At 52.7% G+C, this 22,580-nt stretch carries 27 protein-coding genes; 9 read left to right on the top strand and 18 right to left on the bottom strand.

The features are described from left to right. Positions 1 to 3 precede the first annotated feature (3 nt). On the bottom strand, positions 4 to 213 hold the full coding sequence (locus tag ACMXD4_RS07655; RefSeq protein WP_319963025.1) for a heavy-metal-associated domain-containing protein: 210 nt from the start codon (positions 211 to 213) through the stop codon (positions 4 to 6). Between the two features lie 120 nt (positions 214 to 333). On the opposite strand from ACMXD4_RS07655, the gene ACMXD4_RS07650 reads away from it, so the two are divergent. From ACMXD4_RS07650 to mutM, 4 genes are read left to right on the top strand one after another with little or no spacing between them, the layout of a single operon-like run. After that, on the top strand, positions 334 to 1,539 hold the full coding sequence (locus ACMXD4_RS07650) for an EAL and HDOD domain-containing protein (RefSeq protein WP_171695977.1): 1,206 nt from the start codon (positions 334 to 336) through the stop codon (positions 1,537 to 1,539). 28 nt (positions 1,540 to 1,567) lie between these two features. Further along, the gene (locus tag ACMXD4_RS07645; protein WP_171695978.1) at positions 1,568 to 2,005 is read left to right on the top strand and encodes a rhodanese-like domain-containing protein; all 438 of its coding nucleotides are present in this window, start codon (positions 1,568 to 1,570) and stop codon (positions 2,003 to 2,005) included. A 1-nt stretch (position 2,006) separates the two neighbouring features. After that, a complete protein-coding gene (gene hflD / locus ACMXD4_RS07640) occupies positions 2,007 to 2,630 on the top strand; it encodes a high frequency lysogenization protein HflD (protein ID WP_415880363.1) in 624 nt (207 codons plus the stop codon). Positions 2,631 to 2,637: 7 nt separating this feature from the next. Continuing rightward, complete coding sequence (gene mutM / locus ACMXD4_RS07635) at positions 2,638 to 3,453, top strand: bifunctional DNA-formamidopyrimidine glycosylase/DNA-(apurinic or apyrimidinic site) lyase (RefSeq protein WP_415880362.1); 816 nt, start codon at positions 2,638 to 2,640, stop codon at positions 3,451 to 3,453. 5 nt (positions 3,454 to 3,458) lie between these two features. Here the strand turns inward: mutM and ACMXD4_RS07630 are convergent, their stop codons facing one another. Continuing rightward, on the bottom strand, positions 3,459 to 5,162 hold the full coding sequence (locus ACMXD4_RS07630; RefSeq protein ID WP_415880361.1) for an ATP-binding SpoIIE family protein phosphatase: 1,704 nt from the start codon (positions 5,160 to 5,162) through the stop codon (positions 3,459 to 3,461). 75 nt (positions 5,163 to 5,237) lie between these two features. Between ACMXD4_RS07630 and ACMXD4_RS07625 the strand changes: the two genes are divergently transcribed. Beyond that, positions 5,238 to 5,609 (top strand): DUF6164 family protein, encoded by a 372-nt coding sequence (locus ACMXD4_RS07625; RefSeq protein ID WP_415880360.1) that lies wholly within the window; start codon positions 5,238 to 5,240, stop codon positions 5,607 to 5,609. Positions 5,610 to 5,616: 7 nt separating this feature from the next. On the opposite strand, the gene ACMXD4_RS07620 is transcribed toward ACMXD4_RS07625, so the two are convergent. From ACMXD4_RS07620 to ACMXD4_RS07570, 11 genes are all read right to left on the bottom strand, one after another. Then, the gene (locus tag ACMXD4_RS07620) at positions 5,617 to 5,853 is read right to left on the bottom strand and encodes a TIGR02647 family protein (protein WP_171695983.1); all 237 of its coding nucleotides are present in this window, start codon (positions 5,851 to 5,853) and stop codon (positions 5,617 to 5,619) included. A gap of 24 nt (positions 5,854 to 5,877) precedes the next feature. Further along, on the bottom strand, positions 5,878 to 6,651 hold the full coding sequence (locus tag ACMXD4_RS07615) for a DUF3530 family protein (protein ID WP_415880359.1): 774 nt from the start codon (positions 6,649 to 6,651) through the stop codon (positions 5,878 to 5,880). An 8-nt stretch (positions 6,652 to 6,659) separates the two neighbouring features. After that, a complete protein-coding gene (locus ACMXD4_RS07610) occupies positions 6,660 to 7,730 on the bottom strand; it encodes an AI-2E family transporter (protein ID WP_033155782.1) in 1,071 nt (356 codons plus the stop codon). Positions 7,731 to 7,748: 18 nt separating this feature from the next. Further along, positions 7,749 to 8,384: a DedA family protein gene (locus ACMXD4_RS07605; protein ID WP_319963019.1), complete on the bottom strand. Its 636-nt coding sequence runs from the start codon at positions 8,382 to 8,384 to the stop codon at positions 7,749 to 7,751. A gap of 67 nt (positions 8,385 to 8,451) precedes the next feature. Beyond that, entirely contained in the window at positions 8,452 to 8,772 is a 321-nt protein-coding gene (locus ACMXD4_RS07600; RefSeq protein WP_051669653.1) for a cold shock domain-containing protein, read from the bottom strand. Positions 8,773 to 9,127: 355 nt separating this feature from the next. After that, complete coding sequence (locus ACMXD4_RS07595; RefSeq protein WP_415880358.1) at positions 9,128 to 9,490, bottom strand: hypothetical protein; 363 nt, start codon at positions 9,488 to 9,490, stop codon at positions 9,128 to 9,130. A 105-nt stretch (positions 9,491 to 9,595) separates the two neighbouring features. Continuing rightward, the gene (locus ACMXD4_RS07590; RefSeq protein ID WP_415880357.1) at positions 9,596 to 10,003 is read right to left on the bottom strand and encodes a ketosteroid isomerase-related protein; all 408 of its coding nucleotides are present in this window, start codon (positions 10,001 to 10,003) and stop codon (positions 9,596 to 9,598) included. A gap of 62 nt (positions 10,004 to 10,065) precedes the next feature. Continuing rightward, positions 10,066 to 10,602, bottom strand: coding sequence for a cob(I)yrinic acid a,c-diamide adenosyltransferase (gene cobO / locus ACMXD4_RS07585; RefSeq protein ID WP_033155417.1), 537 nt, complete (start codon positions 10,600 to 10,602; stop codon positions 10,066 to 10,068). 178 nt (positions 10,603 to 10,780) lie between these two features. After that, positions 10,781 to 11,611, bottom strand: coding sequence for a hypothetical protein (locus ACMXD4_RS07580; protein ID WP_415880356.1), 831 nt, complete (start codon positions 11,609 to 11,611; stop codon positions 10,781 to 10,783). A gap of 112 nt (positions 11,612 to 11,723) precedes the next feature. Further along, positions 11,724 to 12,509, bottom strand: coding sequence for a hypothetical protein (locus ACMXD4_RS07575; RefSeq protein WP_415880355.1), 786 nt, complete (start codon positions 12,507 to 12,509; stop codon positions 11,724 to 11,726). Positions 12,510 to 12,595: 86 nt separating this feature from the next. Next, positions 12,596 to 12,925: a hypothetical protein gene (locus ACMXD4_RS07570; protein ID WP_033155420.1), complete on the bottom strand. Its 330-nt coding sequence runs from the start codon at positions 12,923 to 12,925 to the stop codon at positions 12,596 to 12,598. 134 nt (positions 12,926 to 13,059) lie between these two features. On the opposite strand from ACMXD4_RS07570, the gene ACMXD4_RS07565 reads away from it, so the two are divergent. Then, on the top strand, positions 13,060 to 14,004 hold the full coding sequence (locus ACMXD4_RS07565) for a ribokinase (RefSeq protein WP_415880354.1): 945 nt from the start codon (positions 13,060 to 13,062) through the stop codon (positions 14,002 to 14,004). Here ACMXD4_RS07565 and ACMXD4_RS07560 read toward each other — a convergent pair. Genes ACMXD4_RS07560 through ACMXD4_RS07545 form a run of 4 tightly spaced genes read right to left on the bottom strand, consistent with a single transcriptional unit; the run spans position 14,001 to position 17,622 of the window. Next, positions 14,001 to 14,819: a GntR family transcriptional regulator gene (locus ACMXD4_RS07560; protein WP_415880353.1), complete on the bottom strand. Its 819-nt coding sequence runs from the start codon at positions 14,817 to 14,819 to the stop codon at positions 14,001 to 14,003. The two genes, ACMXD4_RS07565 and ACMXD4_RS07560, sit on opposite strands and share 4 nt — an antisense overlap. A 19-nt stretch (positions 14,820 to 14,838) precedes the next feature. Continuing rightward, on the bottom strand, positions 14,839 to 15,105 hold the full coding sequence (locus ACMXD4_RS07555; protein ID WP_033155423.1) for a SemiSWEET transporter: 267 nt from the start codon (positions 15,103 to 15,105) through the stop codon (positions 14,839 to 14,841). Positions 15,106 to 15,115: 10 nt separating this feature from the next. Then, entirely contained in the window at positions 15,116 to 15,310 is a 195-nt protein-coding gene (locus tag ACMXD4_RS07550; protein ID WP_415880352.1) for a hypothetical protein, read from the bottom strand. A 5-nt stretch (positions 15,311 to 15,315) separates the two neighbouring features. Continuing rightward, complete coding sequence (locus ACMXD4_RS07545; protein WP_415880351.1) at positions 15,316 to 17,622, bottom strand: DNA translocase FtsK; 2,307 nt, start codon at positions 17,620 to 17,622, stop codon at positions 15,316 to 15,318. Positions 17,623 to 17,793: 171 nt separating this feature from the next. Between ACMXD4_RS07545 and trxB the strand changes: the two genes are divergently transcribed. Beyond that, positions 17,794 to 18,750 carry a thioredoxin-disulfide reductase gene (gene trxB / locus ACMXD4_RS07540; protein ID WP_415880350.1) on the top strand — a complete coding sequence of 319 codons (957 nt, stop codon included), beginning with the start codon at positions 17,794 to 17,796 and terminating at the stop codon, positions 18,748 to 18,750. Positions 18,751 to 18,793: 43 nt separating this feature from the next. Here trxB and ACMXD4_RS07535 read toward each other — a convergent pair whose 3' ends face one another. After that, the gene (locus ACMXD4_RS07535) at positions 18,794 to 19,366 is read right to left on the bottom strand and encodes a methyltransferase family protein (RefSeq protein WP_415880349.1); all 573 of its coding nucleotides are present in this window, start codon (positions 19,364 to 19,366) and stop codon (positions 18,794 to 18,796) included. Between the two features lie 88 nt (positions 19,367 to 19,454). Between ACMXD4_RS07535 and ACMXD4_RS07530 the strand changes: the two genes are divergently transcribed. Next, positions 19,455 to 20,153: an ABC transporter ATP-binding protein gene (locus ACMXD4_RS07530; RefSeq protein ID WP_415880348.1), complete on the top strand. Its 699-nt coding sequence runs from the start codon at positions 19,455 to 19,457 to the stop codon at positions 20,151 to 20,153. Then, entirely contained in the window at positions 20,150 to 22,561 is a 2,412-nt protein-coding gene (locus ACMXD4_RS07525; protein WP_415880347.1) for an ABC transporter permease, read from the top strand. The genes ACMXD4_RS07530 and ACMXD4_RS07525 overlap by 4 nt, the downstream gene beginning before the upstream one ends. Positions 22,562 to 22,580 lie beyond the last annotated feature (19 nt).

Genomic DNA, 22,580 nt, shown 5'->3' with positions numbered 1-22,580 from the left:
GTTTTATTCGACCTTGAAACCGGCGTCGGTGATAACGTCTTCGATTTCGTCCAAGTCGGTTTGCGCCGGATCAAATTCAACTTCGACCCGTTTGTCTTTATGCGAAGCCTGCACCGTCACCACACCGGCAATCGCCGATACTTTACTGACGATGCTGCTCTCGCAACCGCCGCATTTCATACCGCTTACTGTTAACGTTGCTGATTCGGACATGTTGATCTCCTTATGATTGAAATTAAGACTGGCCGGCCATTCTCGACTTAAACTGTTTGAACATGGTATAAGGCGCGACCTATTCGCATGATAGTGCAATGATCGGGAGCCCGTAAATAAATGACAGATTTTCTGATTGGCAGACAGCAAATTCTGGACCGCCATCTGGACACTTTCGCCTACGAGATTTTATTCAGGGGCAAAGATTTCGATCTCAGTTTGAAAGATGGTGCCGCCAACGCCACAAATCAAGTTATTACCGATACGCTGCTGGAAATCGGCCTTAACGAACTGGTCGGCCCCCACAAAGCCTTCATTAATTTCACCACGCAAAACATCCTAGACAAAACGCCGCTACATTTACCAAAAGAGCGCATCGTCATCGAAGTATTGGAAAGCGTGACTATCGATGACAACATTGTCGCCAACCTGAAAGAATTATCACAACTGGGCTATACCATCGCGCTGGACGACTTCGTCTTGTCCCCGGAGTGGCTGCCCTTGCTGGAGTTTGCCGATATTATCAAGCTGGATGTGATGGCCGACGGCCTGGACGGCACCCGGCAACTGATTGAACAGCTAAAACCCTATAAACTCAAATTGCTCGCGGAAAAAGTCGAAACGCATCAGGAGTTTGAAACCTTACGCGAATGGGGCTGCGAGCTGTTTCAAGGCTTTTTCTTCAGTAAACCCAATATTGTGGAAGGTAAACGGCTGGGCGTCAGCCAAACCGCCGCCATCCAATTACTGTCCGCAGTGAACAAGGCGGACGCCAGTTTTGCGGAAATCGGCAAGATTATCTCGCAAGACGTCGGGATGAGTTTTAAATTGCTGCATTATTTGAATTCCGCGTTTTTTGGCTTGCCGCAAAAAATCGAATCCATTCAGCATGCCATAGTTTGCCTGGGACTGGTCGAGATCAAACGCTGGGTGAATATTCTGGCCTTATCTTCCATGTCCGGCAAACCGTCCTCGGTGCTGCAAAACGTGCTGATCCGCGCCAAAATGTGTGAATTAATAGCGCGAGAACTTAAAGACGACCAGGAACACTATTTTCTAATCGGCATGCTGTCGGGTTTGGACAGCCTGTTGGACATGCCGGCGAACAAAGTATTGGAACAATTGCCGCTGGCGGAAGATGTTGACGATGCCATTTTGAAATATCGCGGCAACGCTGGCGAAGCGTTACAATTCTGCATCGCCTACGAGCGCTGGGAACCTGGCCTTGGCACCTTCCGCGGCATAAATCCCGAGTGTATCGCCAATATCTATCTGGAGAGCATAGACTGGTGGGCGACGCGCATTTTACCTTTCTTGGCCGCTTGAGCCATTTATCCTACCTACCGACATCATCATGAAACTGAGACTGACTTTATTCTGGCTAGGCTGTCTGTTCGCGGCCCATCTTTACGCCACCGAATTAGGTGCGGTGACGGCAGAACAACTCATAAACATGCAGAAAAATCAGAATGCGCTGGTCGTGGATGTGCGTACCGCGCCGGAATGGCAAGCCACCGGCGTCATCGCCAACAGCCAAAAATTGGAATCCTTTGACGGGAACGGCCACTTCGACCAGGAAAAATGGCTGGCCAACTTGGAAAAACTGAAATCGTCGCCCGACCAACCGATCATTTTGGTTTGCCGTTCCGGGAATCGGAGCGGCAAGATCGGCCAAATCCTCACCGAACAGCTGGGCATGAAAAATGTCTATCATTTGTCCAACGGTATCCAGTCATGGATCAAAGACGGCCGCCCCGTTAAAGCCGATTGTTTGACTACCGCCTGTAAGTAACATGTCCCTGAACACGCTCAGTAACCAAACCATCGCGCTGGCCGGCATCGCCCAGGCCTGCTCCTTGGTGCATCAGCTTGCCGGCACCGGCACTTGTCCAAACGCCGCATTGGAAGCCAGCATCAGCAGTTTGCTGAAAATAGACGCAGACAGCGTGATTGATGTCTACGGCGGCTTGATCGGTATCGAACACGGCTTACAACAGCTCACAACCCAACTCGGCAGCCGGGTGCTGGCCAGTCCGGAACAGGCCCGATACGCGGCACAGATTGTCTATTTGCAAAAACAGTTGAACAAACAGCCGGACATGCAAAAAACCATACAGGCCGGCGTCAGCAAGGCTCAAGCTCAAACCGAACATTTCGGCGTGCTGCATGAAAATGTGCTGGCCAATCTGGCCGACGTGTATCACAGTACTATCAGCACACTGCAACCGCGCATTATGGTGCAAGGCGATCAGCAATACCTGGGCAACCAAAGTACTGTGAATAAAATACGCGCCTTACTGTTGGCTGGCATACGCGCCACTTTATTGTGGCGGCAATGCGGCGGCAGCCGCTGGAAGCTATTGTTCTTCCGCAAAAAGATCCAGGACGAAGCCAAGTTTCTACTCACCCAAATCTGACGCCAACATGCCGGAACTACCCGAGGTCGAAACCAGTCGGCGCGGCATTGCGCCGCATATTACCGGCAAAACCTTTAAAACCGTGATTGTGCGTCACCCGCAGTTGCGTTGGCCGGTTCCCGAGTCCCTGACCACCGATTTGCCGGGCCAGCGTCTGGACGCTGTCGAGCGGCGCGGCAAATATTTATTACTCGGTACGGGGCGCGGCACGCTGATCCTGCATCTGGGCATGTCGGGGAATCTGCGCATCACCTCACCCGAGCAAACGCTGCGCAAGCACGACCACATCGACTTCATTTTTGCCGACGATACGGTACTGCGCTTTAACGATCAGCGCCGCTTCGGCGCGGCCTTGTGGACTGCCGAAGATCCGATGTTGCATCCCTTGCTGGCCACGCTGGGGCCTGAACCGCTCTCCGCGGCATTCGACGCTAACTATTTGCGGCAGCGGGCGGCAAACCGCGCGGTGCCGATCAAATCATTGATTATGGACAGCCATGTCGTGGTGGGCGTGGGGAATATTTATGCCAGCGAAGCCTTGTTCTTAGCAGGCGTACAGCCGATGCGCTGCGCCGGAGAACTGGATACGCCGGCGTGCGAAGCGTTGGTGGCGGCGATCAAAACCGTATTGCAACAAGCCATCGATAAAGGCGGCACCACGTTGCGCGACTTTAGCAATGCCGAGGGCAAACCCGGTTATTTCAAACAATCGTTAAATGTGTACGGTCGCAGCGGACAAGCCTGCCTGCGCTGCGAGGAACCAATTCAGCAACTCAAAATAGGTCAACGAGCCAGCTACTATTGCGGCAATTGCCAACACTAAGCCCGTTAATGCCGCCAATCGAAAACGGCGGTTACGCGATTGCCGCAACCGTGGTAGCTCAGGCTGCTGCATAAAGTCTCCAGCATGATAATACCGCGGCCGCAATAGGCCTCATCACTCTTCCGCAAACCGATGCGCCGTCGCCAATCGAAGCCGTTGCCGCTATCGACGACTTTAACGATCAAGCGGCCACCGTATTCGGTCGCATGATGGATAAACGATAAGCGGATTTTGCCGCGCTGGAGCTGTTGCAAGCGTTCGTCCTTCATCGCATAAAAGCGCATAAAGCCCTCCGGACTGCTCTTCAGAGCCGAATCCAAGCCCAGCACGCCATGGTCCAGCGCATTCGCGAACAATTCACTGACTATCATAAAAATATCCTGGCGATAATTCTGTAAACCCTGAATTTCCATGACGGTGTTGACCATGACCGGCACCGGATTGATCAGGCGCAAACTATCGATGTCAAATTCCAGTACCTGCTTCCAGGTCGTCGCGGCGATCCGCTGCCGGGGAAGCCGGATTTCTCGCCGCCCCCAGGGCACGCTATCGACCGCACAGCTCAAAATAACCAGGGTATTGTCATCTTTCTGAATCGCACCGCCGGTGTGTGCTTCAAGGCTGGCCTGCAAATTTTTGATGGCGTCGGATTTACTTTGCCGGATAGCATTAAGAATGCGTTCCCCGCCGAAAAGCTCACCTTCAGCATTTTCCGCCTCAAAAATACCATCCGTGAGCAGATATAAGCGCTGATTCTCGCTTACCCGATGCAGTTGCTCTTCGATGTCAATCGAAGGCTGAATACCCAGCGGAATATTCAAAGAGCGTATCGCCAAAAAACTGTTGTCGGCATGATTGACTAAAAAATGCTCGGGTAGCCCGCAGGTAATGCTTTTCATAGACGACGACTCGGGATACAGCGCCACCACCGTCGCCGCCAAAAAGCGGTTGGCCGGCAACACCCGATACAGTTTGGCGTTAATTTCGGTAACGATTTCGTTAATATCGAAACCTTTCCGCGTCATGCCATAGAAAATATCCGCCAGCGGCGTAGCGGCTATCGATGCCGACAAACCGTGGCCGGTAAAATCGCCCAACAGCACATGCAAATGATTTTCCGGGGTTTTGGCAATCAACACCAAATCGCCGTTAAACAAGGCCATCGGCGACATCACCACTTCCACGGCTTCAGTTTCCAGAAAGTCGGCTTTTAACACGTCGTTGAACAGTTTGGCCGCGACTTCATGTTCCAGGTCGGAAGTCTGCCAATAATCGAGCAACAGCGTTTTTTGCGCGTGCTCGTGCTGATACAACATGCGCAGTTTTAATGACGACCGTATTTTTAACAGCAATAAATGCTGATTGACCGGTCGACAAATGACAGCGTCGATCTCAACAGCGGCGCAATGGTCCAGCAGCGTGTCGGTTAAATCATCGGCAATCAATATGATAGGCAGGTAGGAGTCGGCCGCATCGCGCATATCGGCTACCTGCCGCCAAGGCCAATCTCGACAGGCAATAATCAGTAAGTCCACTGGCGCATTTGTCAGCAGCTCCATCACCTCATCCGCACTCGACGCCACCGCACAGCGAAAATCCTGCGCGCGCAGCACGCCTTGCAAACTATCTGCACTTGGATTTGCTCCAGCATCCTCCAGCAAAACAACAGAGGTCTGAGCAGGCAGTGGAAATGGGCTGGGATGATTCATTCTGAAGAGTTTGCCCGGCGCTCGATGCACGCTTATTGATTTATAATTTGCGCTTCTTACACCATGCGGCTGGCTATGACGATTTTATTTTTCTCGCTAAGAGGCGTACCCACGGACGAAGCGGACGATGTTCGGCAGTTACTGGCCGACAACGATATTGAATTTTACGAAACGTCAGCAGGCAACTGGGGCATTTCCATGCCGGCTATCTGGCTTTATCAACGCGATGACGCCGATAAAGCCAGACAATTATTCAACAAATACCAACAAGAACGCGCCCTAAACCAACGCGCACTGTACCGGCAATTGAAGGCGCAAGGCGAATACCAAGGCTTTTTCCGCCACAATCTGAACAAGCCCATCCGATTTCTCGGCTATAGCCTAGTCATTGCCCTGATTTTTTACGTCTCTTTGAAATGGTTGTTCGAGCTGGGCCTAGGCCTTTGAATCGTCGTTAGTTAGACTGCAATATCGTCAACATCCGTTGGGCGTGTTCCGCCACTTCTATACCCAGGTCGGTCAGATACCCGCCGTCATGCTGGGTGACCAATCCTTTGTCGAACAGACGTTGCGCCGCAGCAATCAATACCGGCTCGGCATTGCCATGCACCTTGACGCCTTCTTGTACGGACTCCAGATTGAACAAGGATAAAAATTTAATTTCCGCGACCAATTCTTCGGTTAAAAGCATGTGTTACACCCTTTGTAATAATTATTAATCTTCGCTGACCGTCGTAGTCAGCCAACTGTATACGCGCTTTACAAGCAAATCGTAATCTTGTTGATAGCCGTGATCCTCGCCATCCATTCTTATCTGCCGATACACCGGATTATCTTTACCGGCCATACGCCGTTGCCGGGCGCTATCGAGCACTGCCGGTAAATCAAACTCGGCATATACATCCAAAAAAGGCAATTGCACTTTTTTAATCAAATCGAGGCTTTGCGCCTGTGTTGCAGTGGTTTGCGGCACGGGCAAACTAATCGATACCAGCGCCGCCACGTCATTGGGTTTATCGGCAAGGCGGGATGCGGCCATCAAAGCGCCCATGCCGTAGCCGACAATTGCGATATGTTTCGCACCGTTTTTCAGCAGATGCTCCACAGCCGCATCAATCCGTCCACGTGCTTCTTCGAACAGCGGGTAATAGTCTTCAGCCTGCGCGCCGCTTTCCCTGATAGGCATTTGTAAGGCAAGCGTCGCCCAATTATGCATCGGCAACGTGGTTCGCAAGCGATGAATCAAGGGCTTGGCATCGGGATGTTCGCCCATATCGTGCAGTACGATTGCCACTTGGCTGTTGTCGGTCTTTTCGGCTTCCGTGAAGAGCGCCAGAAAGGTTTTGTCGGCGGATTTCAACCAAACCGCCTGCCCCATGGACAATTGTTGCTGAATAGCCGCAGCAAAGTCCTGCTCTCTGCGGTTATCGGTCGCAAACACCGATGTCGAAACTAGCAATAATGCCGCGAATAACGACGCATTGCGCATAGTGAACACTAACCTTTGCTGTAAAAACCGCTAAAGGTATAACGCTCATGGATATGCCGCAACAGCACCATAATCACCGACGCCACCGGCAAGGCCAACAAGACGCCTAAAAACCCGAACAGCTGACCACCCGCCAGCACAGCAAACATCACTGCTACGGGATGTAAACCGATTTTGTTTCCGACCAACCACGGCGTCAACAGCATGCCTTCCATACTCTGACCCACCGCAAAAACGATCAACACCGGCAATAAATGCATCGCATCCTGAAATTGCAGCAAGGCCGCGATGCAGGCAAAGACGATACCGGTTATAGCGCCCATATACGGCACGAAACTGACCAAGCCGGCCAGCATGCCGATCACCAAGGCCAGTTCCAGATCCACCAACCATAAGCCGACGCTGTAAATCACGCCCAGCGCCAGCATCACGTAAAACTGGCCGCGCATGAACGCACCCAACACCACGTCGGCCTCGCCGGCCAATTTGGCGACAGTGCCGGCAACGCGGCGTGGAAACAAATCGTGGATTCGCGCCACTAAGTCGTCCCAATCGCGCAGTAAATAGAAGGTAATCACCGGAATCAACACCAGATTCATCACCCAACCAACGATCACCGCACCGGAATGGGAGACAGATTGAATCAGGTTCTCGGCAACGCCGTCGCCGTCTTGCCAATGACTCTTGATCAGATTAATCAATTGATCTTCGCGCAACGGTCTAATCGTGCGTCCCAGATATTTTTGCAAAACCGGCACGACCGATTTGTTTATCCAGTTTAAATAAGACGGCAGTTTGTCGATGAATTCGCTGATTTGATATTCCAGGGCAGGAATGATGACGATCAGCAGCGCCGCTATTGAAAAAATGATGCCGGAAAACACCACCATGACCGCCAGCGTCCGATTTAAACGCCAACCACGGAATTGCAAAGTTTCCAGCCTATCCACAACAGGATCACCTAGGTAAGCGAGAATGGCCGCAAACGCAAAAGGCATCAGCACCGGCGCCAACACATACAATAGGCCGCCGAAAGCCAGTATAAAGGCCAGTACAAACCATTTTTGCGAATCGTTCATCTCTACCATCATGCGACCTTATTGCTTGGCTTGTTTACGGGCTTTCCAAACTTCCAGGACTATCGGCAAGACCGAAATCAACACGATGCCTAACACCACTAACTCGAAGTTTTTCTTCACCAGCGGAATATTGCCGAAGAAATAGCCGGCAAACACGCAAATCAACACCCACGCCACTCCGCCGATAATGTTATACAAAATGAAAGTGCTGTAAGGCATTTTCCCTATCCCGGCCACGAACGGCGCAAAGGTGCGCACGATAGGCACAAAGCGCGCTAATACAATAGTTTTGCCGCCGTAGGTATCATAAAAGGCCTGGGCGCGGTCAAGATGTTCGCGGTTTACCCAACTGAGCGAATAGGCGCGTTGACCAATGCTGCGGCCTATCCAATAGTTGACGGTATCGCCCAGCACCGCCGCAGCTCCCAATACGCCGAGCAATATCGGCAGATTGAAAGCATCCATCGCCACGAAGGCACCGGCGGCAAACAACAGGGAGTCACCGGGCAAAAACGGCATCACTACAAAACCCGTCTCGACAAAAATCACCAAAAACAAAATGGCATAGGTCAGTGTGCCGTAGTCGCTGATGATGTTGGCTAAATGCTTATCGATGTGCAGCAGAATGTCGGTCAAATAGTGTAGCCAGTCCATGTTTTACTCGTTTGGTTGAAAAATCTCGGTCAATAATATCGGCTACCGATCACAGCTTTTCGGCGCGCTAGAAGAAATAAGCCGCTACTGCCCCGCTTATTAGAGCAAGTGCCGCCGCCAGCAACCATACCCACAGTTTAGGCTTACCGGATTTTTGCTCGTAAGGCACGCCTTCGATGCGCGCATTCACTGCTTTCAATTTACCGCCGGTATCACGGGCGACTTCATAAAACAACACGTCGCCGCGCACCGGACGGCGGGCCATGCCTTTTAAAGAGGAAATATGTACAAAAATATCTTTGTCGCCGTTATCCGGCTGAATAAAGCCAAAACCTCTATCGTCTTTCCAGGTTTTTAAAACACCTTTCAGGATGGTCGTATCCGCCATCTTTTCACCTCTAGTTAATTATTATTTTTGTGTATTTTGTCTGAAAAATCCCGAAAACATAAAACCCGGCCTGGGCGCTTTTGATCGATTACGCCGCCTGACTTTGCGATTCCCGGTAAACCTGGCATCCGCTACTACGATGCGTTAGCTGTTTTACCAGCCAACGTGCCTGGCAAACGGCAGACGGTATTGCCGGTTCTGTTTGGATGGTTAATTTGCGAAGAAGACGACGACCACACCCGGCGTCGATATTCATAAAAGCACTGACAAATCGGCTAACGAAATCTTTCACCGCTAACCGATCAATGGGAGACAAGACGGCGTTTCCAGCTATCGCGCAAAACGCCGCCTTTGATTAAAATTTCTTGTCAATCAAAACCTTATCATCGATAACCAGCTTCGACACGCCTCCCAATGCCAAATGCAGGGTACAGGATGCGGTTTTGAAGTTAGAGTCTTTCTCGCCTACCCATTCCATCTTGACATAGGTCGTTTTATCGGTATCGGTTTTGGACGGGAAATACACTTGGGTACCGGTTTTGTTTTCGATCAATTTCGGACATTTTTGGTTGGCCATTTCCTGCATGGCTACCAACGTGCGGATTTGCGCAGCTGCCTCTTTTTCCTCGTTGGATTGATCCTTGCTGACACCCACCAAGATAAAACCGGCTACAAACACCCCCACCACAGCGATCATCAATTTCTGTGTTTCACCCATTGTTGCTCTCCTCTGTTTTGTAGTTATTTTTTCGGCGAATCCGAATTGTTACCCTTCGGATTCTATGCCAATCGACCGGTATCGGCAATGCGCCTGATAAAAGCCTTACTGCGGATCCACCTGCGCAATCCAATCGCCTAAATTATAGTAGTTGGTGATGCGCGCGACTTTACCGTCGCGAATATCGAAAAACGCGCCGGCCGGCAAACGATAAGTTTGGCCGTTGGCTTCCGGCAGACCTTCGTCGGTATTCAGATATTCGCCCAATACCACAAACTCCGCTGCGCCGCGGGTGCCGTCCTCGTTAGCCATGATCACCATATCCACCAACTGTTCTTTGTAGTGGCGATTCATTTTTTTCATGAACTCGCCGAAAGCAGCCTTGCCTTGCTCGCGGTCGCCCTGGTTGATGTCATGTACCACATCGTCGGTCAACAAGCTCAGAAAGGTATCCATGTCGCCGCTGTTGAATGCTTGATAGTACTGTTCGATAAGTTTTTTTGCTTGTTGCATAGTGGTATTGGTGCCTGGATTAAAAACCGGCAATTCTGCCAGAAGCCCGGTTTTTTTTCAGCTTAAAATTCCACGCCCTGCTCGGCTTTGATGCCTGCGGCAAAAGCGTGTTTGATTCGGGTCATCTCGGTGACCGTGTCGGCAGCCTCAATGACTTCCGGCGCCGCATTGCGGCCGGTCATCACCAAGTGTAGCCAGGTGGGTTTATCGTTTTTGATGAAATCGGCGATTTCCTGGCCGCTGATCCAGCCGTAGCCACAGCAATAATTGATTTCGTCCAGTATCACCAGATCGAATTCTTCGGAGAGGATTTTTTGTTTGGCAAACTCCCAAATCTCCCGGCTGGTTTTAATATCTTGCTCCGGATTCTTGGTATCCCAGGTAAAACCATCGCCCAAGGCATGCCACTCGATCTCTTCGAATCGCGTCGCCGCCCGTTGCTCGCCGGTTTGCCACTGGCCTTTGATGAATTGAATCACGCAGACCTTCATGCCCCACCCGGCGGCGCGGAATACCATGCCAAACGCACTTGAGGACTTACCTTTACCTTCGCCGGTGTGTACCAGTACAACGCCGTGCCTTCTATCTCTGGTTTTCATTAATTATGCTTCTCTGGCCGATTTAGCAGCCGCTTGTTCAAGTTGGCCGCGCATTGTAACAACTTAATAACAGCCAAGAGACAGAAGCAGGACTGCGGCACGGCTAGCGGTCAGGCGAAGGGCAAAAGCTTCAGTGACGAATACTTTTGCCGTGCCGGCTTAGCAATGGCGTGTCGATCTAGCCCAGGCCCGACTTGCGCCGTACGGAATAGCCCAACGTATACAATCCGGCAACAAAAGTCCAAAACGCGGCAGGTAACGGCACGGGGGCGTAGCTAAAACCACTGCCGCTCAGCAACTGATAACGGCTATCGGCAATACCGAGATACACCAAACCGGTGTTGCCGAAATTGGCGGATGACTCGGTTACGGTGGGTTTGAAATAGCTACTGGCACCCGCTCCGACTTCCAGAAAAGCATCCAGTGAAATCAAGGTATTGACTGGCACCGAAAATGTCGCCACGCCGGTACACGACGCCAGCCATGAACAACTGAAGCTGCGCGGTGTATAACCATTTTCCGTGAAAGAAATACTGTCACCCGTACTTAGTTGCACAGCACCGCTGGCGGCCGCGGTGCCGGACAATGCTCCCGACACCAAATAAGTCAAAGTCAGATCGATATTTCTACCGCTGGGGCCCACCAACTTGAAGTTATCGGCAAATGACACTTTGCTGCTGGCACTGGCGACATTCGCGGCATAGGCTGTCGCACTGGCACTGGCACTGGCTTTCATTACGCCGGGAGTGACAAAACCGCCGGCGGCGGAGCGGTACGTCTCAACGTAACTACCCGGCCCACCCGCATTGGGTACTTGATACAACGCATCGACCGCATACGATGAAGGGCTATTGATGTTGTTTAACACCTTGGAATCCGCATCGTAGGACTGACTGCCATAAGCGGCGTTAGCGCTGGCGATCACGGTCAACGATGTGGTGTACGCACCTGCTGTTGGTGCATAAGCCAATACTGCACAAAGCGGCAGCAAAGACGGGAAGCGATTCATAAAAGCCCTCTAATTGATTAACGTTATTAAGAATGGTGGATGTCACAACTACCGGCCAGACTCAAAACTTGTGCCGGTGCGCTTAAACGCTACTTGGGAAATCAGAAAAGTTTCAGATACCGGCCGCAGCGGCCCATTGCCGACGCACCGCTCCGATTAGCGCCAATAATACCGATCCGAACAGCCAAGCCGTGGCTGGCAACGGCACTTGAGAAACCCCTGAGACGTTCGCGTAAGCATGGGTGGTAACCTTAAAAGACACCCGCCCTGTACTTGTGGTAGGCAGCGTGACCGATAAAGTGCCAGCGGCCTGGTTCGGCAAACTACCGACGAAACTGGCATTAAGGAACAGATCCTTACGGCTGGACAAAGATCGGTTGGGATCACCAAAATCGTTTACCACCAGCAACACCCAGGCCGCCGCCACATCATTGGTCCCGCTGCCAGGCACCAAACCGATATTCATGCTGTAGTCGACTGAGAAGGTTGTCGCACCGCTTCCGGAACCGGTAAAGCTGCCGGTGCGATAACTCTCGGTGGTCACCGCGTCGCCGAATGCTGGATCTATATCCTGGGAATAGCTGTGCAAAATATTTGAATCGACATCGGCTTTCGAGGTGAGCGAGCGAATCCCACTCCCCGTTTGTAAGCTGGCCAACGGCGTCACCCAATCCGATGAATAAGTGCCTTCGCCGTAAGGCGTGTCCATCCGCGTATCCACGCGCGAAGATTTATCGTACCAAGCAATTCCGGCATTGGTGCTAGTTCCCGAAGTCACTCTCAAGGTATTCCAGTCAACGCTAACCTCGGCAGTTGCGTTCGCACTCGCGACGGCATTTGTATTGAAGACCAGCAGATCGAGGATGGACAGGGTTAGTAATGCAGTTTTGACTTTCATAATATTTCCTTTGGAAATACGAAGCTTGGCTTCACCGGTCAGTTCGAATTTCTAAACGAACTGAAATCGGTAGCATAAATAAAGGGCTACTCACTTGGACCAATGGCCAGATAACTGCAAACTACATCGACATCGGTTTCCAAACCGGTTTCGGTATTGGCTGCCGAAATGGCTATCAGGTCTCGGCCACCAGCCGCACCACCCGGAACGTACTCGATAGACCAAGGAACAAACGTAGTACCGGCGTTTGGCATACCTTCGGCGGAATAGATACTAACGGTTACATCAGGTCTGGCCGAAAAAGGTGGCACACTGGCCCAGAGCAATCGGGTATGCGCGCCGCCCTCGCCTGGTGTCATGTTTTCCGTACCGCTGACGATTTGGGTGTTATTGATATTCAGAACTTGCTGGGTCATAGCTAATACTCCATCTTTTTGGTATTTAATTAAGTAACCATATAGATACCATTTAGATTTTTTTGCGTCAATCGTAAATTATTGGTTTTATTTCGGTACTATTTCACAGACTTTTTTCCTAAAACGGAGATTTCGTGTCCATCCTAGTATTAGCCAGCTATGTCCATGCTCATTGTCTGAACGTTGAGCGCTTGCCTTGCTCGGGCGAATCCTTGCAAGCAACCGGCATGATCGAGGAACACGGCGGCAAAGGCTTGAATGTTGGCATAGCCGCGCATACGCTTGGCGCTGAGGTGGCAATGCTATTGCCGCTGGGAATGGATTCGGCGGCGGATGAAGTAATTGAGCTCATCAAGAACGGGGGCATGGACAGCCGCTGGCTGCTGAAAACAGGACCGCAATCCGGTTTTGGTGTCGGTTTTATCAGCCCGACCGGCGAGAATTTCCTGGCAGTCCATGCAGGCGCCAACACGCTGCTGAAAGAGGAACACGTCGAACAAGCCCTGGCCTCCCTGCCCCATCTCAATCTGATTTACGCCCAATTCGAAATCCCGGAAGCGCCGATCCGCAGGGCCTTCCAGATCGCTGGTCAGCGCGGCATCCGCACCATGTTAAATCCGTCACCCTGGCGGCAACCTGATCCTGGCTTATTAAAGCTAACCGATATTTTGGTGGTAAACGAAACCGAAGCCGCTGCATTATTCGGCCTAAGCAACAATGTGATCAGCCTGGCGCAGTGGCTGAGTAACTTATGCAAGTGGGCGCAACAACTTGCCTGGTCCGGGGAACTGCTGGTGGTCACACTGGGTGAGGCGGGATGCGTGGCGTTAACGGAAGGCGTGGTTCTTCACCAACCGGCTTGGCCAATAGCCGCACTGGACGCCACCGGCGCCGGCGACGCATTCAGCGCCGGTCTGGCAACTGCCTTACTGAATAATCTGAGTTTAACCGAGGCTTTGAGCCGAGCCTGTGCCAGCGGTGCCTGGGTTGCCAAGCATCATGGCGTATTGGGGTGCTTGCCGACGCCAGCCGAGATTGATCATTTTATAAAAACCAATCCAATACCAAAATTAGTCTAGTTCGGCCGGATTTTCAGATTGACCCGATAGGTATAGGCGTCGCCGCGAAACGTGCCTTCGACATACTCCACAATCTGCCCGTTGTCGGCGTAGGTCTTGCGCTTCAACAACAAGCAGGGACCCGGCTGGTCAAACCCGAATACGCCGACTTCCACGTCATCGCTGAGCACCGCTTCGATGGATTGTTCGGCGTGCACCAAGCCCAAGCCGCATTGGAGCTCAAGGTATTGATAGGCGGAGCCTTCGCCGTTCCAATCAGCCAAAGCCGGCGCTACCGTTAGATCGTACCAAGCCACTTCGCGCGATAGCGGCATACCGTCTCCCAAGCGCACCCTTACCAAACGTAGAAATCGCGTAGACGCCGGACGATTAAAAATAGACGCGATAGTTCTATCGACGACAATCTTGTGCTCGAGAATTTGCGTAGACGGGGTAACTCCCAACTCGCGCATTTCCTCGGTAAAACCTTTCAGTTTACCCATCTCCGGATTAATCCGCGAAGGTGGCGCCTTAACCGTGACGCCGGCGCGACCATGAGTGGCAATACAATCCTGAGCCCGCAATTCTTCATAACAACGCCGCACCGTGGTGCGACTAAGATCCAACGCTTCCGCCAAAGCTCGCTCGGATGGCAGACTAAAACCATCTCCGAGCTCGCCGGACTGGATCATATCGTTGATGCGTCTTTGCAGTTGCTTGTAGACAGGCTCGGAAATGCCGGTATTCGGGCGAATTTTCTCAATGAAAGCACTGCTGTCATTGGCGGCGAAACTATCGGCTTTTATTTCGATATGGCTGGAAGCACTGGAAGACATTGTGGTTGACCCGGCATATTCATTTACGCAGCAGATTGTGGATCTTAAAGCCCAAGATAGCCGCTGCCAGCAAAAAGGTAATAGCGTTAGCTACTATGATAGCTATGTTCACCAAATAGATACCATAAATCAACCACAGCAACACCCCCAAGGTAAACATGCTGTACATGCCTAGCGACAAGGATTCGGTGTCGCGGGTTTTGAAGGTCTTAATTGCTTGAGGCAGAAAAGAAGCGGTGGTCAAAGTCGCCGCCAGATAACCGATTAGCTCGGGAATTAGGTTCATGTCAGAAAAATCAAGCCGAGAAATGTTGCCAGCCAAAATAGCTTAAAGCGACCAGCAATAATTGCGCGAAAGCCAACAGCCAGAAATAACCCACAAACATCATTATTTTAACCGGCGTTTCCTGGCTTTGTTTGGAACTGAGCAACCAGCCGCCGATGCCGGAAACGGCAGCGACGACCAGCAAGCCCAAAATGAGGTTACTCATCGCAATTAGCGCGGCGGTGGCGCCAATACCTCGCGGGTACCGTTGGTTTCCGGCATGCTGACCACGCCGGCGTTTTCCATGTCCTCGATAATGCGCGCCGCGCGGTTATAACCGATTTTAAACCGGCGTTGGACGCTGGAGATAGACGCTTTGCGCGATTCGGTCACGAAAGCCACTGCTTCGTCGTACAACGCATCGGACTCGCTGTCCTCGCTGTCCAAACCGGCCACTTCACCACTATCGGTACGTTCCTGGGTAATTTCGTCCAGGTAATTGGTCGGACCGGTTTTTTTCAAGAATTCCACCACCCGATGCACCTCGTGGTCGTCCACAAAAGCACCATGGGCACGCAACGGGATACTGGTGCCGGACGGCAGGAACAACATATCGCCGTTGCCTAACAAGGCCTCTGCACCGCCTTGGTCGATGATGGTCCGGGAGTCGATACGCGACGATACCTGGAAAGAAATTCGGGTCGGCACATTGGCTTTAATCAAGCCAGTCAATACATCCACCGACGGCCGTTGCGTCGCCAACACCAAGTGAATGCCAGCGGCACGGGCTTTCTGCGCCAGACGAGCGATCAGCTCTTCGACTTTTTTACCGACCACCATCATCATGTCGGCCAACTCATCAATGACAATGACGATGCTGGGTAGTGTGTCCAGCAAAGGATAGTCTTCCAATGCCACCGGCGTTTCCGGCCGGAATAGCGGGTCGCGAATCGGCTGACCGGCCGCTTCCGCTTCCCTGACCGCCTGGTTATAACCGGCCAGATTTCGCACACCCAATTTGGACATCAATTTGTAACGACGCTCCATTTCCGCCACCGCCCAACGCAAGGCGTTTTGCGCGTCCTTCATGTCGGTAACGACCGGCGTCAGCAAATGCGGGATGCCTTCGTACACCGACAATTCCAGCATCTTCGGGTCTATCATGATCATTCGCACATCTTCCGGCTTGGCTTTGTACAGCAAACTCAGAATCATGGTGTTGATCGCTACCGATTTACCGGAACCCGTGGTGCCGGCCACCAGCGCATGCGGCATTTTGCCCAGATCGGCCACCACTGGCGTGCCTGAAATGTCCTTACCCATCGCGATGCTGAGCTTGGATTTAGCCCGCTCAAACTCATCCGATACCAGTAAGTCGCGTAGCGAAACCATTTCCCGCTCTTGATTCGGAATCTCCAAACCAATCACCGATTTACCTTCGATAATCTCGACGATACGCACGCTGGTTACTGACAAACCGCGCGCCAAGTCTTTGGCCAGGCTGCTGATGCGGCTGACTTTCACACCGGCCGCCAAGCGTAATTCGAACCGGGTAATCACCGGTCCAGGCAATACCGCTTCCACTTCGGCGGCGATACCGTAATCCTGCAATACATCCTCGACTTGGCGGGAAATTTCTTCCAGCTCGGTTTTGGAATAGCGCTTCACCTTGATTTCACGCTTGTCCAGCAAAGACAAGGTTGGCAAGGCGTTGATGTAGGCGCCGGGCTCCATATCGTCCACGGATTTGCTGTCTTTTCTACGCAAGGGTCTAACCGCGACAGCGGCAGAAGGTTGCGCGGCTTCTAGCACTTGAATTTGCGACTTTTTCGCGCGCTCTTCGGTTTTAACTTCGGATTGCTGATTACGCGGTTTTTTGGTTTCTTTTACAGGTTCGAGTCGCGCGGGTCTATCCGCGCGATAACGCTCGGGCACCTCAACTGCCTGCCGGCCCACAACCGAACAGGCCGTCATCGCGCATTTGCCGATAAACGCCATCATCGTCAGCCAGGACAAGCCGGTAAACAAGGTCACGCCGGTCATGAAAATGGCCAGTAACAACAGGGTAGAACCGGAATTGCCTAACAGATGCACCAAGGCGTCGCCAATTTCCCGCCCCAGAATACCCCCCGGGCTCTCCGGCAAATCCATCTTGGTACGCAGAAAATGCAGGTGCAAAAACAGAATCGCCGAGCCGGACACTGTAGTAGCCAGGAAACCTGCCGAGCGCGACGCCAGCGCCCACTGCCCACCGGTCTGGCGGGAACCTTGAAACAGGATGTAGCCATACCAGAAAATCATCACCGGAATCAGGTAGGCCATCAAGCCCAGAAAACTCAGTACAAAATCCGCCAGCCAGGCACCAAACAAACCGCAGGCGTTACTGATGGATTGATACGATGTGCTATGACTCCAACCCGGATCGTTGGAATTAAAAGTGACCAGGGCAATTAAAAAAAACAACGCACAACTCGAAAATCCCAGTAATGCGATTTCGCGATAGCCTCGCGAGGCTCTTTCTTCCACAACAGCAACCATAGTTGTCGGCTCACAATAAAAGCGTCACAAAACATGATTATAGATGATGTAAATCGATTTCACATTAGCTTTACCGGCCACGCCATTAAAAACCAGTTGGTAAATCGGTTTTATCGCGGGGGGAATGCCCTTATAATTTTGCTACCCTAACCCGCATGGAGACTCGACATAATGGCTGCCGCAAAACATTGCAAACTCTTAATCCTAGGTTCCGGCCCGGCCGGTTACACCGCAGCCGTTTACGCCGCGCGCGCTAACTTGAATCCGGTGATGATTACCGGCATGCAACAAGGCGGCCAATTGACCACCACCACTGAAGTGGACAACTGGCCTGGCGACGTGGAAGGCTTGCAAGGCCCGGATTTGATGGAACGGATGCGCCTGCACGCCGAGCGCTTCAATACCGAAATCATTTTCGACCATATCCATACCGCCGATCTGTCGCAAAAACCGTTTACGCTAACCGGCGACGCCGGCGTATACACCTGCGATGCGTTGATCATTGCCACCGGCGCTTCCGCAAAATATCTGGGTCTGCCGTCCGAAGAAGCGTTCAAGGGTAAAGGCGTTTCCGCCTGCGCCACTTGCGACGGTTTCTTTTACCGCAACAAACCAGTCGCGGTGATCGGCGGCGGTAATACTGCTGTGGAGGAAGCCCTGTATTTGTCCAACATCGCCTCCGAGGTGATCGTAGTACATAGACGCGACAAATTCCGCTCCGAAAAAATCTTGTCGGATAAACTGATCGAAAAATCAAAATCCGGCAATGTGCGTATCGAATGGAATCACGAGCTGGACGAAGTACTGGGTGACGACATGGGCGTTACCGGTCTGCGTATCAAGAGCACGCAGGACGGTAGCACCAGAGATTTGGACGTGCACGGCGTGTTTATCGCCATCGGCCACACCCCCAACACCGACATTTTTGCCGGCCAGCTGGAGATGGAGCACGGCTATATCGTCGTTAAAAGCGGCATCCACGGCAATGCCACGGCCACCAGTGTACCCGGCGTATTCGCGGCTGGCGACGTGATGGATTCGCATTACAAACAAGCTATCACCTCAGCCGGCGCCGGCTGTATGGCGGCTTTGGATGTGGAAAAATATTTGGATGAATTAACCGGCTAGGTCTATCCGCTATTGGGGCGGTTAAAACCGCCCCAATACGCTTTCAATATATCCAAGGCAACAACCGCCAGGTCGATAAGCAAAAATCGGCATAAACCGCACCGAACTCCGCCAGCAACATCCGCTCTTCAATCTCGATGCGCAGGATAAACGCCCATGCCGTCGGCATAAGCAACAATGCCAAAGCAATAAAATCGCCCATCGCCACACCCGCCGCGAATAAAGCGATCAGCAAACCGGTGTAGGCCGGATGCCGTAGCCAACGGTAAGGCCCTTCTTTGATTAATCTGTGTTCTTGCTGTATCAGCACGTTAGTTGTGAAAAATCGGCCCAATTTCATCACCGCCGCGTAACGCAGATAAAGCCCCGAGGCAAACAACAGCATGGCCAGCGCTTGCCTAGGCAGATAATCAATCCTTATAGGCGCCCACGCCAGACTTTTAAACCAGAATGCCACAGCCAGACTTGCCAAAATACTGATCCACAAAATGCGCTGCGAACGCCGCTCCGTATTCACGACCGGCCCGGCTTGCAGCGCAGTACGGCGGGCCAAAGCAATTTCCGCCGCTATCCAAACCAGGCAAAGCACTAGCCACAAAATCCGTACCGATGTCATTAATCGCCCTCCGGCGCAGTGTGCGTGAAATGACGGGTATGCCAGGATCCCCGCGCCTCGTGTAACATACCGCAATTTGCCGGCTGTTATGAAAAAGATCATCGAACTGAAACAGGTTTATAAGGACTATCCGCAAGCCGGCACGCTGCAAACTGTCTTGCACGACATCAATCTGGATATTTACCCCGGCGAATTTGTGGCCATCGTCGGCCCGTCCGGCAACGGCAAATCCACCCTTTTAAACTTACTCACCGGCATCGACCACCCCAGCCAAGGCCAAGTGAGCGTCAACGGCACCGAGCTGCAAACACTCAGTAACGAAAAACTCAGCATCTGGCGCGGCGCCAATGTCGGCATCGTGTTTCAGTTCTTCCAGTTATTGCCTACCTTGAATCTGCTGCAAAACATCGTACTGCCCATGGATTTTCTCGGCCGATTAAGCAAAAGCCAGCGCCGTGAGCGGGCCATGTATTTACTGGAACTGGTCGGCCTGGCCGATGCCGCGGAGCGCTTGCCCAGCCAGGTGTCCGGCGGCCAGCAACAACGGGCGGCGATTGCCCGCGCGCTGGCCAACGATCCCCCGCTGATCGTCGCCGACGAACCCACCGGCAATCTGGATGCGGCCACCGCCGATTCGGTGTTCGATTTGTTTGCGCATCTGCGCGATCAAGGCAAAACCCTGGTAATGGTCACCCACAACGAAACCTTGGCCGACGCCGCCAGCCGCAAACTGGAAATCCGCTCCGGACGAATCCACGCCGACAGCCAGCCGGTAGACAGCAGGTGAATACGCTGTGGCATAAAGTCTGGGCCGACTTATGGCTGACCAAAAGCCGCACTGCCTTGGCGATTATCAGCATCGCCGTCGGAGTCTGCTGTGTCGGGACTTTATTCGGCATGATCGATTTACTGCTGAGCAAAATGGATGCCGCGCATCGGCAATCGCAACCCTCGCATATCAATCTGATCTTGCGCAATGATGCCGATATTAGTTTGTTGGAGCAAATCAAAGCCATACCCGGCGTAGCCGGCGTCGATACCATGACGCCGCTGAGCGTACACTTCCGCAGACCGGGCGAAACCGACTGGCGTCTGGGCACGCTGATCATCCGGCCCGACTATGGCAAGCAACATTTCGACAAAACCGTGCTGCAATCCGGCAATTGGCCGGGCGTTAATCAAATAGCGATAGAAAACCTCTCGGCCCAGTTTAGCAGCATGCAAAGCGGCGACATAGAATTCGAAACCACCCAAGGCCCGCAGACCTTGCCTATCGGCGGTATCGTCCGCCATCCCTTCGTTAAACCGCCCAAATTCGGCGGCCAAATACATTTTTTTGCCGGCACCGCGCAAGCCACCCAATTCGGCATTCCGGCACACAGTTTCCGGCAGTTGCTGGTGCAAATCGCCGAACCTTACAGCAGTGAATCCGCCCGCAGCGTTGCCGGGCAAATTCGCAGCCTGCTGAGCGCGCAGCATATCGGCGTCAATGTCACTTTATTGCAAGACCCGGAACAACATTGGGGCCGGCCGTTTCTAGCCGGGATCAACGGTGTACTGCAAATCATGGCCTTGGTCTCGTTAGCCCTGGCTAGCGTATTAATTTTAAACACAGTATCGGCCCATATTACCCAGCAAACCGATCAGATCGGCGTGATGAAAGCGCTGGGCGCCAAGACCGTCACGATTGCCAAACTGTATCTACTGGAAATCCTATCTCTATCGTTGGTGGCGATCATTTTGGCCATACCGCCGGCCCTAGCCGCCGCTTATTTCAGCGCTTGCCGACTGCTGGCTTTATTCAATATCGACTGCGGCGCGTTTGTCGTTTCCACGCTCGCCGTTAATTACATGCTACTCGGGGGCCTGCTGGCGCCGTTGCTGGCGGGTTTGCCGCCGATTCTGCGCGGCGCTGCGCTGACGGTGCGTGCGGCAATCGCCAGTTACGGCGTGGGCGCCGATTTTGGCTGCAACCGTTTCGATCTGCTAATAGAAAAGTTCGGCGCGCGCTTTCTGCCGACTTTATCCGCCGCAGCCTTAGGGAATTTGTTCCGCCGTAAAGCCAGGCTGGTCTTGACACAAGGCGTATTGGTCTGTGCCGGCGTGATGTTTTTGGTGTTGACCAGTTTGATCGCTTCGCTGAATTTAACGCTGGACCGGGAAATGGCCCGCAGCCGTTATACCGTGCGGCTGGGTTTTACCAGCGACCAACCCGAGCAAAAAGTACGCGACATCGCCGCAGCGGTAGCCGGCACGGCACAAATAGAATTCTGGCAACGATCCAGCATACAAATTGCCAAGGACGGCCTAGCGTTACCGCAAAAGGGCAGCCTGGGCCTGCAGATGCTGGCGTTGCCGGACAACTCGACTATGTACCAACCGCTAATTGAATCCGGACGCTGGCTCCAAGCCAGCGACGCCGGCCAGCGCGTACTGGTGCTGAGTGCGGATACGGCCGCGCTGAACGGTGTCCGAGCCGGCGATATGCTGGACGTCGCGCTAGGCGCCGATCACCAGAAATGGCAAGTGATAGGCATCTATCGTTGGTTGGCCGGCAATAGTTATGCAGTGGAACCGGTCTATGCACCGTTGGAAACTCTACGGCAGATCACTCAAAGCCGGGAAATGGCGTCGTTTGCACTGCTCGATGCGCCGGTCGCCGACCTACATCAGGAGGCCGACTACCTACGCAACTTGCAACAACAGTTTCAGGACCATGATGTACAACTGGATGTTTACACCACGCTTGCCAAACTGGAACAACGCCAGTTTACCCGCAACCAATTCAAATCAGTGCTGAACACCCTGCTGGGCCTGGCCTGCATGATTGCGGCAGTCGGCGGTATCGGTTTATCAGGCACATTAGCCATTAGCGTATTGCAGCGCATTCGCGAAATTGGCGTGTTGCGCGCCATCGGCGCCCCGTCCAAAAAAATATTCCGCATGTTTTTACTGGAAGGTCTGCTGCATGGCGGCATGGCTTGGTTACTGAGTATTCCTTTGGCTTATTTGGCTGCCGAACCGCTAGCCAAACAACTCGGACAGACTATGCTTGGCATACGGCTGGATTTCCGTTTCGACTGGTGGGCTGTTCTGTACTGGCTGATGATCATGTTAATCGTGGCCTGGATAGCCGCCTTCTGGCCGGCGCGCAAGGCAACCCGCCTGAACATTAGAGAATGTTTGGGACATTGAACAGCTGAGTATTGGGTTT

It is taken from the genome of Methylomonas sp. TEB (assembly GCF_047777895.1).
GTDB lineage: Bacteria > Pseudomonadota > Gammaproteobacteria > Methylococcales > Methylomonadaceae > Methylomonas.
Note: the sequence above shows the minus strand (reverse complement) of the source record. Positions and strands in the feature narration are given on the sequence as shown.

Bases quoted from the DNA above. Each gene is read 5' to 3' on its own strand.
- ACMXD4_RS07625 (WP_415880360.1), top strand. From the start codon at position 5,238: ATGACGATTTTATTTTTCTCGCTAAGAGGCGTACCCACGGACGAAGCG.
- cobO (WP_033155417.1), bottom strand. From the start codon at position 10,602: ATGAAAACCAGAGATAGAAGGCACGGCGTTGTACTGGTACACACCGGC.
- ACMXD4_RS07630 (WP_415880361.1), bottom strand. From the start codon at position 5,162: ATGAATCATCCCAGCCCATTTCCACTGCCTGCTCAGACCTCTGTTGTT.
- mutM (WP_415880362.1), top strand. From the start codon at position 2,638: ATGCCGGAACTACCCGAGGTCGAAACCAGTCGGCGCGGCATTGCGCCG.
- ACMXD4_RS07575 (WP_415880355.1), bottom strand. From the start codon at position 12,509: ATGAAAGTCAAAACTGCATTACTAACCCTGTCCATCCTCGATCTGCTG.
- ACMXD4_RS07535 (WP_415880349.1), bottom strand. From the start codon at position 19,366: ATGACATCGGTACGGATTTTGTGGCTAGTGCTTTGCCTGGTTTGGATA.
- ACMXD4_RS07645 (WP_171695978.1), top strand. From the start codon at position 1,568: ATGAAACTGAGACTGACTTTATTCTGGCTAGGCTGTCTGTTCGCGGCC.
- ACMXD4_RS07655 (WP_319963025.1), bottom strand. From the start codon at position 213: ATGTCCGAATCAGCAACGTTAACAGTAAGCGGTATGAAATGCGGCGGT.
- ACMXD4_RS07610 (WP_033155782.1), bottom strand. From the start codon at position 7,730: ATGAACGATTCGCAAAAATGGTTTGTACTGGCCTTTATACTGGCTTTC.
- ACMXD4_RS07545 (WP_415880351.1), bottom strand. From the start codon at position 17,622: ATGGTTGCTGTTGTGGAAGAAAGAGCCTCGCGAGGCTATCGCGAAATC.
- ACMXD4_RS07620 (WP_171695983.1), bottom strand. From the start codon at position 5,853: ATGCTTTTAACCGAAGAATTGGTCGCGGAAATTAAATTTTTATCCTTG.
- trxB (WP_415880350.1), top strand. From the start codon at position 17,794: ATGGCTGCCGCAAAACATTGCAAACTCTTAATCCTAGGTTCCGGCCCG.
- ACMXD4_RS07530 (WP_415880348.1), top strand. From the start codon at position 19,455: ATGAAAAAGATCATCGAACTGAAACAGGTTTATAAGGACTATCCGCAA.
- ACMXD4_RS07580 (WP_415880356.1), bottom strand. From the start codon at position 11,611: ATGAATCGCTTCCCGTCTTTGCTGCCGCTTTGTGCAGTATTGGCTTAT.
- ACMXD4_RS07615 (WP_415880359.1), bottom strand. From the start codon at position 6,651: ATGCGCAATGCGTCGTTATTCGCGGCATTATTGCTAGTTTCGACATCG.
- ACMXD4_RS07590 (WP_415880357.1), bottom strand. From the start codon at position 10,003: ATGCAACAAGCAAAAAAACTTATCGAACAGTACTATCAAGCATTCAAC.
- ACMXD4_RS07600 (WP_051669653.1), bottom strand. From the start codon at position 8,772: ATGGCGGATACGACCATCCTGAAAGGTGTTTTAAAAACCTGGAAAGAC.
- ACMXD4_RS07595 (WP_415880358.1), bottom strand. From the start codon at position 9,490: ATGGGTGAAACACAGAAATTGATGATCGCTGTGGTGGGGGTGTTTGTA.
- hflD (WP_415880363.1), top strand. From the start codon at position 2,007: ATGTCCCTGAACACGCTCAGTAACCAAACCATCGCGCTGGCCGGCATC.
- ACMXD4_RS07650 (WP_171695977.1), top strand. From the start codon at position 334: ATGACAGATTTTCTGATTGGCAGACAGCAAATTCTGGACCGCCATCTG.
- ACMXD4_RS07560 (WP_415880353.1), bottom strand. From the start codon at position 14,819: ATGTCTTCCAGTGCTTCCAGCCATATCGAAATAAAAGCCGATAGTTTC.
- ACMXD4_RS07555 (WP_033155423.1), bottom strand. From the start codon at position 15,105: ATGAACCTAATTCCCGAGCTAATCGGTTATCTGGCGGCGACTTTGACC.
- ACMXD4_RS07605 (WP_319963019.1), bottom strand. From the start codon at position 8,384: ATGGACTGGCTACACTATTTGACCGACATTCTGCTGCACATCGATAAG.
- ACMXD4_RS07550 (WP_415880352.1), bottom strand. From the start codon at position 15,310: ATGAGTAACCTCATTTTGGGCTTGCTGGTCGTCGCTGCCGTTTCCGGC.
- ACMXD4_RS07570 (WP_033155420.1), bottom strand. From the start codon at position 12,925: ATGACCCAGCAAGTTCTGAATATCAATAACACCCAAATCGTCAGCGGT.